General features: G+C 58.4%; 10 protein-coding genes. 8 read left to right on the forward strand and 2 right to left on the reverse strand.

Features of this window, described 5'->3' with window-relative positions:
• Positions 1–181 precede the first annotated feature (181 nt).
• The 5 genes from ABC336_RS30110 to ABC336_RS30130 all read left to right on the forward strand — a co-directional run bounded on the left by ABC336_RS30110 (position 182) and on the right by ABC336_RS30130 (position 4,424).
• The gene (locus tag ABC336_RS30110; RefSeq protein ID WP_413242178.1) at positions 182–1,120 is read left to right on the forward strand and encodes a CgeB family protein; all 939 of its coding nucleotides are present in this window, start codon (positions 182–184) and stop codon (positions 1,118–1,120) included.
• A 19-nt stretch (positions 1,121–1,139) separates the two neighbouring features.
• The gene (locus ABC336_RS30115; protein ID WP_413242179.1) at positions 1,140–2,249 is read left to right on the forward strand and encodes a glycosyltransferase family 4 protein; all 1,110 of its coding nucleotides are present in this window, start codon (positions 1,140–1,142) and stop codon (positions 2,247–2,249) included.
• Positions 2,246–3,361 (forward strand): glycosyltransferase family protein, encoded by a 1,116-nt coding sequence (locus tag ABC336_RS30120; RefSeq protein ID WP_413242180.1) that lies wholly within the window; start codon positions 2,246–2,248, stop codon positions 3,359–3,361. The genes ABC336_RS30115 and ABC336_RS30120 overlap by 4 nt, the downstream gene beginning before the upstream one ends.
• Before the next feature lie 104 nt (positions 3,362–3,465).
• Complete coding sequence (locus ABC336_RS30125) at positions 3,466–4,224, forward strand: collagen-like domain-containing protein (RefSeq protein ID WP_413242181.1); 759 nt, start codon at positions 3,466–3,468, stop codon at positions 4,222–4,224.
• Positions 4,221–4,424 (forward strand): hypothetical protein, encoded by a 204-nt coding sequence (locus ABC336_RS30130; protein WP_413242182.1) that lies wholly within the window; start codon positions 4,221–4,223, stop codon positions 4,422–4,424. The genes ABC336_RS30125 and ABC336_RS30130 overlap by 4 nt, the downstream gene beginning before the upstream one ends.
• Here ABC336_RS30130 and ABC336_RS30135 read toward each other — a convergent pair.
• Positions 4,421–5,638: a glycosyltransferase family 2 protein gene (locus ABC336_RS30135; protein ID WP_413242183.1), complete on the reverse strand. Its 1,218-nt coding sequence runs from the start codon at positions 5,636–5,638 to the stop codon at positions 4,421–4,423. The two genes, ABC336_RS30130 and ABC336_RS30135, sit on opposite strands and share 4 nt — an antisense overlap.
• 85 nt (positions 5,639–5,723) lie before the next feature.
• On the opposite strand from ABC336_RS30135, the gene ABC336_RS30140 reads away from it, so the two are divergent.
• Complete coding sequence (locus tag ABC336_RS30140; protein WP_413242184.1) at positions 5,724–6,761, forward strand: glycosyltransferase; 1,038 nt, start codon at positions 5,724–5,726, stop codon at positions 6,759–6,761.
• A gap of 35 nt (positions 6,762–6,796) precedes the next feature.
• Here the strand turns inward: ABC336_RS30140 and ABC336_RS30145 are convergent, their stop codons facing one another.
• The gene (locus ABC336_RS30145) at positions 6,797–10,924 is read right to left on the reverse strand and encodes a sulfite reductase subunit alpha (protein ID WP_413242185.1); all 4,128 of its coding nucleotides are present in this window, start codon (positions 10,922–10,924) and stop codon (positions 6,797–6,799) included.
• A gap of 214 nt (positions 10,925–11,138) precedes the next feature.
• Here ABC336_RS30145 and ABC336_RS30150 point away from each other — a divergent pair, with 214 nt between their 5' ends.
• Positions 11,139–11,528, forward strand: coding sequence for a MarR family winged helix-turn-helix transcriptional regulator (locus ABC336_RS30150; RefSeq protein WP_413242186.1), 390 nt, complete (start codon positions 11,139–11,141; stop codon positions 11,526–11,528).
• 26 nt (positions 11,529–11,554) lie between these two features.
• The gene (locus tag ABC336_RS30155; RefSeq protein ID WP_413242187.1) at positions 11,555–13,834 is read left to right on the forward strand and encodes a glycoside hydrolase family 3 N-terminal domain-containing protein; all 2,280 of its coding nucleotides are present in this window, start codon (positions 11,555–11,557) and stop codon (positions 13,832–13,834) included.
• Positions 13,835–13,917: the final 83 nt, after the last annotated feature.

Genomic DNA, 13,917 nt, shown 5'->3' on the forward strand with positions numbered 1-13,917 from the left:
GTTGGTGTGTGTGCCAACGTCAGTCCGCTTCTTAATAGACTGGCGTTGGCACTGTGCCATCGCCTTTTTGCGTTAGCCGTCCCTGCCCGGACAGGCAGCAGCCGTTGCCGTGCCAGCCTTGGGGAATAGGATATAGCACCTTCCGAACCTAAGGGTCGGTCAGCTAAAGGAGGCTGCAGATGTGAAGATCCTGTTCACGAATCCGGCACCGATGATTAAGTACGGGATGCAGCCCGGTTTTGAGAAGCAGGGGTGGGTGACGGATCGATTGGAGGTGCCGGAGCAGACAGAACAAGGTCTGCGCCGCAAGATCGACGCCTTCAAGCCCGATTACCTGTTCACGGAGTCCGGCGTTTCGCATCAGGAGATGATCTTTCCAGTACTGGAGGAGAAGGCCCTCCCCCATATCTACTGGGCAGTCGAAGATCCCGTAGCCAATGAAGGGATGGCAATGGCTTGGGCCGCACGCTCAGTCCTCAGTCTTACACCCTGTGTAGAGATGCTGCCCAATTATGCGCACAGAGGACACCGCGCGATCTGTATTCCGTTTGCCATCGATACCGATTACTACCGCAGACATCCCGTGGCAGAGCGTTATGCAGATCTGGATGCCGTGCACATTGGCAACAATTACAACGTTTTTGCACCCCGAATCGAAGCCTATCGCTATATTATCCAACCCTTTATCGACCGAAAGGCCAACATCGCCGTGTATGGGATGGATTGGAGCAACCCCGCACACCAATATACGATCCCTGCCGAAGTGGATAAAGGCTATCTGCCGCACGAGGAAACAGGGGTGATCTACAGCTCGGCGAGGATCGTCCTCGGGCTGCACTCCATCGTAAATTCCGCTACTATGCAGTCCATGCGTACGTTTGAGGTACTCGGCTGCGGAGGCTTCCTGCTCACGCAGAAGACAAAGGCGATTGCTTCCATGTTTGAAAATCACAAGCATCTCGTCTGGTCCTCGGGTTATGAGGAAACGGTTGAATTGATGGAATATTACCTAACCCGCGATACAGAGAGACGGAGGATCGCCGAGCAGGGCATGACCTTCGTCCATACCAACCATACGTATGAGCAGCGGGCTGCGGAGATCATCCGGGCGCTGCCTTGATCGGAGGTCGAGGACAAGATTGAAACTGCTCATTCTCGCCGATCAACTCATCGCAGGCGGTCTGGAGACGCATATCGTCTCACAAGTCAACGAACTGCTGCGGCGCGGCTACGAGATCCGGCTGGCAGCTGCCGCTATCTCGCCAGAGGTACAAGAACAATTGATGATTGGAGACGATCGCTTTCATCCCATAGTCTGGGACGCCAAGACGGATATGGATGCCGTATTGCGCGCTTTTGATCCTGATATTGTGCATGCCCATCCGTTCTCGGCGATCATCAAAGGTGCAGAGTTGGTCAGTCGCTATCCCAAACCATTTATCGTAACCGTCCACGGCAGCTATGATTTTGGACTGGACCGCTCGCCCACAGGCTACTTGACGAGCAGCCGGGTCGATCGGATCCTCGCGGTTGACCAGCGAGTGAGCCGGCAGCTGCTGCGTTCGGCGGCGCATCCCGAGAAAGTGTCGGTCATCCCTAACGGGATCGACATGACTGCATTTGCCCCGGCTTCAGCGGGGAGCAGCAGTGTGCGCCGGGAGCGGCTGGGATTGGCGCCGGATGTGTTCACGCTGGTGACGGTGTGCCGGTTGGCCGACGGCAAACAGCATACTGTGCTCCAGCTTATCCGTTGTGCCGTCCGACTGGCCCAGCGGCTCGGGGGGCTTAACCTGGTTATCGTCGGAGGCGGTGCATATGGCGACTATGTGCGCGTAAAGGCACGAGAGACGATGAACCAGTACCAGGGCAACGATCTGCAGTTGTTCTTGGCGGGACACAGTCAGGATGTCCGCGAGTATATAAGAGCGGCCGATCTCGTGCTGGCCTGCGGCCGCGCCGCCATGGAGGCGATGGCTTGCGGGACGGCCGTATTCGGGATGCGCGACGGATTCGCTGGCGTCATCTCGGAGACGACGCACGATGTGATCCTTGGCTCAGTGAGCGGCTTCCGCGCTTTCAGTGATGAGGAGCTGCTGCGGGAGCTGGAGCGTGTGGCACGAGATATCGAAGGCAGGGCGCAGCTGGCTGCCGCTGGACGGCGAATTATTACCAGATATTATGATCTGCAGGTCTGTACCGACCAGTTGGAACGCATCTATGCACAATATAGCAGAGGAGGGAGGCTATGAGCAGTCCGGTCAGTCTGGAATATGCCGACATTCAGCCGATGTTTTTGCCCTTGCAAGCATACCCTCAGGGAGAGCGGTCGAACGGACCTGCCGTCATTATCTATCCGCCGACCATCGACTGGAACTGGATGAAGCAGCGTCCACAGCAGCTGATGGAGCAGTTCGCCCGACACGGGCACGAAGTTTACTATTGCAACAAGACACAGCAGAAGAACATGCCGGCTGAGCTGCTGCAGGATAAGCTCCATCTCGTCCACGATAATATCAGGTTTATCCAAGAGACTATCTCCGAGCTGAAACGACTAGGCCGGCGAATCGTCGTCTGGACGTCCTGGTCCAAGCTGCATGGCTTCATCGATCAGTATCAACCCGACTTTGTCATCTACGACTATGTGGATGATATTCCCGAATGGGCTCCGTATCTGGATGCGATGGTGACCCGGGCGGATCTGGTCGTCACCAGTGCCCGGGCGCTTCACCGACAGATTCTGCGGGCCCATCCGGCCAAGCCGGAAATTCTTGTCCCCAACGGCTGCGATTTGGCTCATTTTCGTCAGTACCGGGACTACCCTCCTGCCAAGCCGGAGGAGATAAAATCCCTGAACGGCCCAATCGCTGGATTTGTCGGCGCTTGGGCGCACTGGGTCGACCAGCAGCTCGTCCATCAAGTCGCCCGCCATTTTCCATCCGTCCATTTCGTCATTATCGGGGTGGAATATGCGGCGCGGGTAGACCGCACGATTCCGAATCTCCTCTATATCGGCTATAAACACTACCAGGAGCTTCCCGCGTATATGTACTACTTTGACGTCTGTCTGATTCCTTTTAAAATTAATGAGATTACCGTAGCTGCCAATCCTGTCAAAATGTATGAGTATTTGGCAAGCGGCAAAAAAGTCCTCGCCACGGACCTCCCCGAGGTGCGCAACGTCCCCCATGTATGGATCGGCAAAGGACTGAATGACTGGAGGCAACTGCTGCCTCAGGTGCTGTCTGGGCAGACGACCTTTGATAACAAAGTTAATGATCAGTGGTTGCAGCAGCAAAGCTGGGAGATGCGGTATCGGACGATCGTCGAAGCGCTCCGTCAGCATTTGAATGTCGCCCTCTAAGTCGCGTATCTCCTGCACATTTGAGCGTTTGTCCCCGTGGCGTGTGTGGCCGAGAAACATACAATGGGACTATTACTCTGAGAGAAGAGGTGTGGATCAATCCTATGGCGAGTACGCGAATGCTGCTCTGCAAGCCGGTGAACAAACGCTGCAAACGCACGAAGAAGAAGATCTCCATAAAAATCGTGAAGGCCCGCTGCAAGAAGCATGCCCAGGACAAACCGAAGGTAAAACGGTGCCGCAAGGGAAAGGCTCTGACTCGGAAAGGATGGAGCATCTGCAAAAAGAAAAAACGGCAGCTGCACGGCCGTGTGAAAATCGTCCGGGGCAAACGTGGTCATCAGGGCGAACCGGGTTTGTCAGGTCCAATCGGGCCGCAGGGGCCGGTAGGACCTCAAGGTCCTGTAGGCCCGCAGGGGCCCTCTGGCCCGCAAGGCCCGCAAGGCCCGCAGGGGCATCCCGGCGAGCAGGGTCCCGTTGGTCCCCAAGGGCTGCAAGGTTTGCAAGGACTGCAAGGGATCAAAGGCGAACGCGGCGAGGAAGGACGCAGAGGACCACGCGGCCATGAAGGAGAGCGCGGGCCGGAAGGGCCGCGAGGTCCAATCGGTCCGCAGGGAGAACAGGGGCCCCAAGGGGAACAGGGGGTACCCGGAGGCGCCGTGGCTCCCGAGGTGATCGAATTTTTGGAGTCGCTGCAAGGTCAGACGGTCAATGTGACTGTAGAAGCCGGCCTGATCACCGGTGTGCTGACGCTGGTAGGCACCGACTTCATCCTGCTCTTAGAAGCGACAGGCGATGAAGCGTTAATCCCGATCAGCTCCATTCTTACTATCTCACAGGTCCAGGAGGCTGGCATCTTATGAGTCTGTACGATTTTTTGGAATCCCGTATCGGCAGCCGCATCGAGATCTTTTTGCCGAACCAGTTTTTGCAAGGCGTCTTGGTGGCGGCGGAAGAGGGGTATTGTACGATCGATGCCGAGAATCCATCCTATATCCAGCCGACGGAGAGAGTCAGCTTGATTCTCGACAATGTCACTTATTTCCGCCTCCTGTCCGCCTAGAGACCCTGCGAGCGAATCCATCTGGCCCAGCTTGCGAAACGGTCGGTATGACGGGCGCTGATCCCTGAACGCCGGACTCTGCGATGATAATAGACTTCTCCGCAATTGTGCAGCAGATACTGCTTACTAAGGGCCAGCAGCATCCGGAAATCCTCGAAAAGCCGACCGCCATATGGATCATCTGTCAGCCATCCGCCCAACCGGCGAAGATAAGCGGTCCGATAGAGACGAGGTGCAACCGGATAACCGGTCGTAAGCAACTGGGTGCGTGTCGGATGGGGAGAACGGGTAGCTGCGTATCGCAGCTCGCCTTGATCGTTCTCCCGCCACTCTTCATAAGGGCCGTACAATATAGCCGTCTCCGAGGAGGCGGCTTCCGCATGCCGCAGCAAGCCGGAGACGGCCCCTGGCTCCAGCCAATCATCGGCATCCAGCTCAAGCAGCCAAGGTGCGCGGGCGTGACTGAGCGCTGTATTGAGTGCGCCGCTCTTGCCCGTATTGCTCTGATGCCGGATGAACTGCACCCGGGGATCATCGAGGAATGGGGCGATGACGGCCGCCGTCTCATCTGTCGAGGCATCGTCGACGACGAGCAGCTCCCAGCTGCTCTCTTCCTGGGCAGCAATGCTGCGAAGCGCCATGGGGAGATACGCTGCGTCGTTGAAGGTGCAGATGACGATGCTGAGCCGCGGTGCAGTCTCCTGCTGAGATGGCCGGGGGGCAGCGCGCAGCAGCGGCCGCACACGAGCGAGAGCCGCCAGCTGGCGGTCGGCCGGTTGATCTGGACGAGGCTGCCAGGTATCTGTATGCAGGAGCTGCCAGAGGCGGTCACCGCCCAACCTCTCGTAAAGCTCAGCCGACATGAGCTCCCGCCAGGGCAAGCCGGGGGGAGAGGCGAAGCCGGCCTCTCTGACCGCAGCGGTGCGCCAGACGACAGGTGTGGCTCCGGTCTGTGCCTGCTGCCGCAGCAGGGCCAGGCCGGGAAGCTCCGGTTCCGCCTGCGCGACCCAATCTGTTATCAGCTGGGCAAATCCGTCTTGCAGACGATCTGCGGACCGAAGCGTCACAAAAAAAGTGTCCTGCAGGCAGGCGATCTGTTCATTAATCTTGCTGGCCGGTTCCTTCGCAACGTCAATAATCTCCCAGTCCGCCAAGTAGCCTGCAAGCCTGTGCACGGCCGAAGGCTGCCAGGCATCCAGGAGAAAGACCCGCATTGCTTCAACTCCTTCGCCTCGTGATCAAAAGCGGGCTTAATGAACAATCTTTTATAGGTATATGTGGAAAGGGGGGAAACAGTGTATGCGTACGATCATTTTTCCGCCTATGATCGACTGGGACTGGATGACACAGCGTCCCCAGCAGCTGATGAAGCAGTTCGCCCGCAGCGGCTGCCGGGTCTTCTACTGCAACCGGACTTCCCTCAGTGGCCAGAAGGTCCTGATGCTGCCGGGAGAACCGGGTCTTCAAATCGTCTACGATCATGAAAGGTGGCTGAGGGAGGATTATGCGCATATCCGGGCATCCTCCAGCGAGGTCATCGTCTGGTGCTCCAAGCCGGATCTTGCAGCCAGTCTAAACCGTTATGAGCCCGATACGGTCATCTATGACTGTGTCGACGATCTTCCGCAATGGTATGCGGAGGAGGAGACGATGGTGCGGCTGGCGGATGGTATCGTCTGTACCTCTGCCAGACTTGACAAACGGCTGTCCAGACGGTACCCGGACAAGCCGCGGTTGTTGCTGCGCAACGGCTATGACGAGGATATGGGTTTGCATGTGACAGGTCTGAGGGATGAACGGATGACAATGCCTGGCGATCTGCCTTCCGGCGAAAAGCCGCTAATCGGCTTCGTCGGCGCCTGGGCGCCATGGGTTGACGCCGCCCTATTGTCACGGATCGCCCATATGCGGGACATCGATTGGGAAGTCGTAGTAATCGGAGCGGAGCTGGGAAGGAGGTACGAGCTGGCCCACCTGCCGAATATTCATTACCTCGGCCAGCGGCCGCATCGTGAACTGGCCGCTTACATCGCCATGCTGGACATCTGTCTAGTACCCTTCCTGCCTCAGCAAGTTACGCTGGCGGCCAATCCTGTCAAAGTCTACGAGTATCTTGCCGCAGGAAAGCCCGTCGTCTCCACAGATCTGCCGGAATGCCGGGAGATGGGGGAGGTCGTAGAGGTTGGCAGGAACCATGACGAGGTGCTGGAGCTGATCGCTCGAAGATTGAAGGAGCCGGGTTCAGCCGATCCCAGGCGCGGCTATGCGTTATGCAATAGCTGGCGGCAGCGGGCGGAGACCGGGCTTGTCTGGTTGGAGCAGCTGAGAGGAAGCTGAATCAAAAAAAAGGCGGGGAGGATTCCCCGCCTGGGTCAGTATACATCGCGAGCGTACCGCCTGGACTGGGCCATCACTTTGAGATAGGTCTCTGATTCGGACGCGCTCATGCCGCCATGCTCGCGGATGATCGCCCTCAGCGCATCATCGACTTCCTTGGCCATCGCCGCAGCGTCGCCGCAGATGTAGACGTGAGCCCCTTCCTTGAGCCACGACCACAGCTCGGCTCCGTGCGCCAACATCCTGTGCTGGACGTAAATCTTGTCTTCCTGATCGCGGGAGAAGGCCGTGTCGAGACGGGTCAGCCAGCCGTCCCGCTGCAGCTGCTCCAGCTCCTCCCGGTAATAGAAATCGCTGGATTCATGTTGTTCTCCGAAGAACAGCCAGTTTTTGCCGGCCGCTCCTGTCGCCTTGCGCTCTTGGAGAAACCCGCGGAACGGTCCGACCCCGGTTCCTGGTCCGATCATGATCATCGGCACGTCGGGATCGGCGGGTACACGGAAATGGGTATTGGGCTGCACGAAGATCGGGACTTCGCCGCCCGCCTCGATCCGATCGGCAAGATATGTCGAGCAGACGCCTTTCCTCAATTTGTCGCCGCAAGCATAGCGGACCGTGGAGACGGTGATATGCACTTCATCGGGATGTGCTCTGCTGCTGGAGGAGATGGAATACAGTCTCGGCTGCAGAGGCTTCAACACTGCAAAGAAAGACGCGGCATCCGCTCGAAACGGGTACAGGTGGAGCAGGTCTGCGAGCTGCTTGCCATACAACCAGTCTTTGAGCTCTGCGGCCCGGGACGGTTCGAGCAGCACGGCCAGTTCAACGCTGCCCGACTGTTCCTGTACATAGCGGAGCAGCGCAGGCGTGATGCGGGTCAGCTCAGCGTGCCGCACCAGAGCCTCGCTCAGCGGCATCACACCACGTTCCTTGACGGTCACCGGTTCCTCACCCGACAGCTGGAGCGCCGCCAGCACCTCATCCACTAGCCCTGGGCAGTTGGTCGGCCAGATGCCAAGCGCATCGCCGGGTTCGTAGGTCAGTCCAGAGCCGGCAAGGTCAAAGACATATTGCCGGGTTTCCTTGGCTGAGTCTCCGCGCTGCAGCAGAGCGCCGGAGAGCAGCGGTGACGGAAAGGGCTGTTTGCGGGAATAAGAAACCTTTGCAGCCGGCTGCGCTTCATGTTGCTCGTGTTCGGCCAGTATTGGTTCCAGTGCCGCGATCCAGTTCTCCGACTGCTCCTCATAGTCCGTATCCGCATCGACGCGATCAAGCATCCGCGCTGCTCCGAGCTCGGCTAGCCTGGCGTCCAGCTGACGCCCGAAGCCGCAGAATTGATCATAGCTCGAATCCCCCATTCCCAGCACGGCATAATGGACGCCTGCCAGCTTGGGTGCGTTGCTGGCCTGCAGCAGCTGCCAGAAGGCGGTACCGTTATCCGGGGGCTCGCCGGAGCCGAATGTGCTGGCAACCAGCAGAAGCCTGCGGCTCCTGGGCAGGTCGCCCATGGCAAAGTTGTCCATCTCGACAAGACGGACCTCATGTCCGGCATGTCGTAGTCTGGCGGCGCAGGACGCGGCGACGGCCTCAGCGTTGCCTGTTTGCGACGCCCACAGGATCGTCACGGGCGGCTTGCTGGCGGCATCTTGAACGCTGGTTGCGCCGGCCTCCGCCGGCAGAGCTGCAGTCCGGGGATAGGTGCGGGAATAGATGCCTGCCAGCATGCCGTCGAGCCAATAGCGCTTCGCGTCATCCAGCGGCGCCGTTTCGGGGAGGACCGGTACGCCAGGGCCGCCCCGATCCTCATCGCTTCGCAAGCTATTGATAAAGCCCGCAACGTACCATTTTTCATGGGTGTCCAAGGTCAATCCCGGAGACCCTTGGATACCTAGCATTGCTGCCAACGCGTCAACTTTGGCCATGACGAGCTCCTCCTTGTAGGTTGCGGACACTGCCGCGAAGTGTGAGTCCGAGTTTCCTGGCGTCTCCTGCAAATCTTCGTCTTCATCGCCGGCAACCCTGGTCAGGGAGACGGCGCAGTATTTTAATTCCGGCTGGAATGAGATCTCATCAACCGCTTCGCTCGTGACCGAGTTGATCGCCAGCTCCTCCCCGAAGCAGTCATTCCAGTGAAAGGGAGAGAAGCATGAGCCCCGCTGCGTGCGGTCCGAGATGACTGCCGGGAGAATCGCGCGGCCTCGCCGCGAAGCAATCTCCAACCGCTGGCCTTGGGCAACTCCCAGCTGCTTGGCGTCCTCGGGATGAAGCTCAACAAACGGAGAAGGATTAAGCTTATTCAGCTTGGCGATCCTGCCGGTCTTGGTCATGGTATGCCATTGGTGTTGGAGTCGACCGGTATTAAGCACCATCGGATACTCATCATCCGGCAGCTCGGCCGGCGGCATATAGGGTCTGGCCCAGAAGCGGGCCTTGCGGTCTTCGGTCGCAAAAGCAAGCCGCGGGACTGATCCGTCTGGTCTAGTCAGCAGCGATTGGCTGACGCCGTCATTCAGATAGCGAATCGGGTGTCGATCCTCCGTATCTCCGACGGGCGACGGCCATTGAACGGGCTGGCGCCTCAGACGCTCATAGGTTACGCCACGGATATCATAACCGGTCTGGGGATTCCAGGCCTGCTGCAGCTCCAAGAACACTTCTTCGGCGCTATGGTAAGTGAATGCATCGGCGTATCCCATCTCACAGGCCACCTCGGCGACGATCTGCCAGTCGGGCATGGCTTCTCCAGGAGGCTCGATTGCACGCGGCATCAGCGTCAGATTGCGCTCCGAGTTGATCATCACGCCATCCGCTTCGGCCCAGAGCGCGCCGGGCAGCAGGATATCAGCGTAAGCACTGGTCTCGGTCTCACGATAAACGTCCTGTACGACGACAACCTCTGCCTGCTGCAGCGCCTCGATGACGCCGCTACGGCGCGGGACGGTGGCGACCGGGTTGGTGCAGATGATCCAGCAGGCCTTGATGCTGCCGGCGCGCATCTCTTCGAACATCGACACCGTACCGCGGCCGCCCTCCGGACGGATGCTGCCCTCCGGGATATCCCAGAGCCGTTCGATGAAGCTGCGGTCGGCAGGGGACAGAGCGGTACGCTGACCCGGAAGGCCCGGGCCCATATAACCCATCTCGCGGCCGCCCATCGCATTGGGCTGTCCCGTGAGTGAGAAGGGACCGCTCCCGGGACGGCAGATCGCACCGGTCGCCAGATGGAGATTGCAGATCGCATTGGTATGCCAGGTGCCGTGCGTACTCTGGTTCAGCCCCATGGTCCATAAGCTCATCCAGTTCGGAGATTGCCCGATCCATTCGGCTGCCAGCCGGATATCCCGCTCTGGTATGCCGGTGAGCGCCGATACACGCTCGGGCGGATAATCTTCCAGGAAAGCCGGCATCTCCTCCCAACCGGAAGTATAGTCAGAGATAAAATCAGGGTCTGTCTTGCCCTGCTTCACGAGCAGATGCAGCAATCCATTTAAAAGTGCCAGGTCAGTGCCGGGCGCAATCGGCATATAAAGAGAGGCTTTGTCGGCCGTAGCCGTGCGGCGGGGATCGACAACGATCAGTTTGGCTCCGTCGCGAACCCGGTCCATCATCCGGAGGAACAGGATCGGGTGACAATCCGCCATATTAGAGCCGATGACGAAGAAGAGATCCGTCCGATCCATATCTTCATATGAGCCCGGCGGGCCGTCCGAGCCGAGCGACAGCTTGTAGCCGCTGCCGGCGCTTGCCATGCAGAGGCGCGAGTTGGACTCGATATGCTGCGTCCGGATGAAGCCCTTGGCGAGTTTATTCACCAGATATTGCGACTCCAGGGACATCTGCCCCGAGACATAGAAGGAGATGGCGTCAGGTCCATGTCTTTCCATCACGGACCGAAGCCTTGCAGCTGTCTCCCGGATCGCTCGCTTCATCGGCAGCTGCGAATGTTCGCTTCCTCTCGCAGGACGGCTCTCGGCATGCGCGAGTCGGCCAGTGACAGCGACAGCCTCTGCACTTGTGGCGCCTTTGGTACATAGTCTGCCTTTATTCGCAGGATGGTCTTTGTCGCCCGTTACTTTAGTGATGCGGCCATTTGCAGTTTCCAGGATCATGCCGCAGCCAACACCGCAGTAAGGGCAGACGGTTCGTATACGTTTATTGGTCATTTCGAATCACCAGCTTACCTAACATGATTAAGCTCAATATATATCGGAGTACGATCAAAGTCAATAGTCAATGTCAATAAATCTAACATTAAGCGCTTTCATTTAAAAATAAATGTGGTCAAGGTTTGTCCTTGACGCCGATTTCCTTTACACTTAAAGGATAAGTCCGGAGAATCCTGCCGGCTGTATCTGACTTATCGAAGGAGCATTGTCCATGGCTGACCGATTACCCAAAGAAATCTATGAACAACTGGCTATGTTCCGGTACCGGATCCGCAAGTTTATCCGATTCAGCGAAGAAGCGGCCCGCAGCAAAGGGCTGACACCGCAGTATCACCAGTTGATGCTGTCGATCATGGGGTTCCCTGACCGGGAGCATGCCACGCCGACAGAGCTGGCCGAGCGTCTGCAGATTACGCCGCATGCTTGCGTCGAGCTGATCCAGCGCTGCGAAGAGATTGGCATGGTGCTGCGTCAACCCAATCCTACGGACAAGAGAAGCATTTATATTTATCTTACACCAGCAGGAAAGTCGATTCTGGAAGAGCTCTCCGAGATTCATATGGACGAACTCAAACGCGCTAATCTGCTTGAATTCCACTGAGCACAAAATGTTAAGGAGCCTGACATATGAAGATCTTTCATTACGTACGTAGATATGCGGCAGCCGCAGCTGCCTCTCTTGGGTTGGCGGGTATGCTCGTCGTATGCACGGATGGCGAGGCCTCCGCAGCGGAGTCGTTTCGCGATCTGCAGTCCGTCCGCTGGGCCGAAGACGGCATCTATTATCTGGCTGACCGCGGCACCGTCGCCGGGTATGGCGGTGGACAATTCCGTCCCGCTCAGTCCATCACGCGCGCTCAAGCGGTAACCTACCTGGTCCGCGAGCTGTACGGCGACGAACAGTTCCCAAGGGGGGCAGGCTTTACTGACGTCCCCGACCATCATATGTTCTACCGCGAGATTATGATTGCTTCGGGGACCGGACTTGCCGGCGGCCTGCCGGACGGCACCTTTCGACCCGATGCGCCGATCACCAGGGGGGAGACGGCCGCTCTCCTGACCCGCGCCTATGCGCTAGCCGAAGGTCGGACCGCCAGCCAACTTCAGGATATCGCAGGACACTGGGCCGAGGAAGATATCCTTAGGCTCGCATCTAACTCACTAGCCGGGGGCTATCCCGACGGCACATTTCGTCCTTCCCGGCAAGTAAGCCGGGCGGAGTATGCCGTGTTCCTGTCCCGGGTCATCCGCCATCAGCGATCCGCAGCGATCCGCAGTGCCGACTGGAGCGCCATGCTGAAGTTGATGACACTGCAGGAGAAAGCCGGTCAGATGCTGATGCCGGATATCCGGATGTGGCAGGGCAGCGCAACACTTCGCGCTCACGACGGGACGGCGGCAACGATCCGCGACCACCGACTGGGTGGTATGATCCTGTTCGACAAAAATATTGCCAGTATTCAGCAGATTGTCACGCTGAGCGATGGGCTGCAGCGCCAAGCGGGTGATATCCCGCTGCTTCTGGGGATCGACCAGGAGGGAGGAGTGATCAAGCGCATCCCGGGCGGCATCAATCTGCCGGGGGCGATGGCACTCGGAGCGACGGGCGATGAGCTGAAGAGCCGCAGCGCAGGCCAGCTCACCGGCGAACAGTTGGAGGCGCTGGGCATTCGGTTGAATTTTGCTCCGGTGCTTGATGTGAACAGCAATCCAGCCAATCCGATCATCGGGATTCGTTCCTTTGGGTCTGAGCCGGAGCTTGTTGGGCGCTTGGGCTTGGCTTTTATGAACGGTCTCCAGGAAAGCGGTGTGATCGCTGCGGTCAAGCATTTCCCGGGACACGGCGATACCGCGGTCGACTCGCACCTTGGTCTGCCTGTCGTACCCCATACCAGAGCTCGACTGGAGCAAGTCGAGCTAGCACCATTCCGGGCGGCCGTGCAGGCCGGAGCCGATATGATCTTGACTGCCCATGTCGCCTATCCCGCGCTCGACAATACCCGGGTAAGCTCCCGCAAGGACGGTTCAGCCGTGTATTTGCCAGCGACATTATCTCCGCGGATGATCGGCGGTTTGTTGCGCGGAGAGCTGGGATATGACGGCGTCGTCGTCTCGGACGCGTTTACGATGAAGGCGCTGGCTGATCATTTCGGGGAGCATGACGCCGTAGTACGGGCGGTGGATGCGGGAGTGGACATCATCTTGATGCCTGAGGATATTACCGGCGCTTATGAGGCCATCATCCAGGCCGTACGGTCCGGACACCTGCAAGAACAGCAGCTGGATCAGGCCGTGAGCCGGATTCTGTCACTCAAGCACCGTTACGGCTTGTTTGAACCTCAGCCGCCAGTGGAACAGCGTCTGCTCCGGGCGGTGCAGGCTGCTGGCTCGACCACACACCGCGACACAGAACGCCGCATCGCCGAAGCAGCTGTAACCCGTGTGATCCAGTTGTCTGCCGCTCAGCCGCTGCAGGCAGCCGAAGGCTCGGTGATCGCCGTCGTGGCGCCTGACGAGATAAGAGCTGCGCTGGTCCGGCAAGCGTTATCCGGAATCGGGCTGCCGCAGCACGAGGTGAAGACTCTCATAGCAGGCGGAGTTGACCGCGCTGCGATCAGGCGCTTCCTAGAAGATGCAGATACGGTGATCGTCGCCTCCTACCAGTTCAGGAACCTGCCGGAGCAGTATGATTGGGCCTCCTATCAGCGCTGGATCGATGAGTTGAACGAACAAAGCCTGCCTTACGTGTTTCTATCCATGGGCAATCCGTATGAATGGCAGCATCTGCTGGACATTCGGGAGATGCTGGCTGTGTATGCGGCAGAACCACCCAATATAGCCGCTGGCCTGCGGGCTGCATTCGGACAGTTCGAACCTTCCGGCAAGCTGCCGGTTGCTGCCCAGTAACGGCGAAAAGTTGTCACTGGGAGTCATTAGCATATATAATTAATATCAGATTTGATCAGAAGCGGAGGTGACACCATTGGGAA

Origin of the sequence: Paenibacillus jepli (assembly GCF_047238105.1) — a bacterium.
Taxonomy (GTDB): domain Bacteria; phylum Bacillota; class Bacilli; order Paenibacillales; family Paenibacillaceae; genus Paenibacillus_D.

Bases quoted from the DNA above. Each gene is read 5' to 3' on its own strand.
- ABC336_RS30120 (WP_413242180.1), top strand. From the start codon at position 2,246: ATGAGCAGTCCGGTCAGTCTGGAATATGCCGACATTCAGCCGATGTTT.
- ABC336_RS30135 (WP_413242183.1), bottom strand. From the start codon at position 5,638: ATGCGGGTCTTTCTCCTGGATGCCTGGCAGCCTTCGGCCGTGCACAGG.
- ABC336_RS30130 (WP_413242182.1), top strand. From the start codon at position 4,221: ATGAGTCTGTACGATTTTTTGGAATCCCGTATCGGCAGCCGCATCGAG.
- ABC336_RS30145 (WP_413242185.1), bottom strand. From the start codon at position 10,924: ATGACCAATAAACGTATACGAACCGTCTGCCCTTACTGCGGTGTTGGC.
- ABC336_RS30155 (WP_413242187.1), top strand. From the start codon at position 11,555: ATGAAGATCTTTCATTACGTACGTAGATATGCGGCAGCCGCAGCTGCC.
- ABC336_RS30140 (WP_413242184.1), top strand. From the start codon at position 5,724: ATGCGTACGATCATTTTTCCGCCTATGATCGACTGGGACTGGATGACA.
- ABC336_RS30125 (WP_413242181.1), top strand. From the start codon at position 3,466: ATGGCGAGTACGCGAATGCTGCTCTGCAAGCCGGTGAACAAACGCTGC.
- ABC336_RS30150 (WP_413242186.1), top strand. From the start codon at position 11,139: ATGGCTGACCGATTACCCAAAGAAATCTATGAACAACTGGCTATGTTC.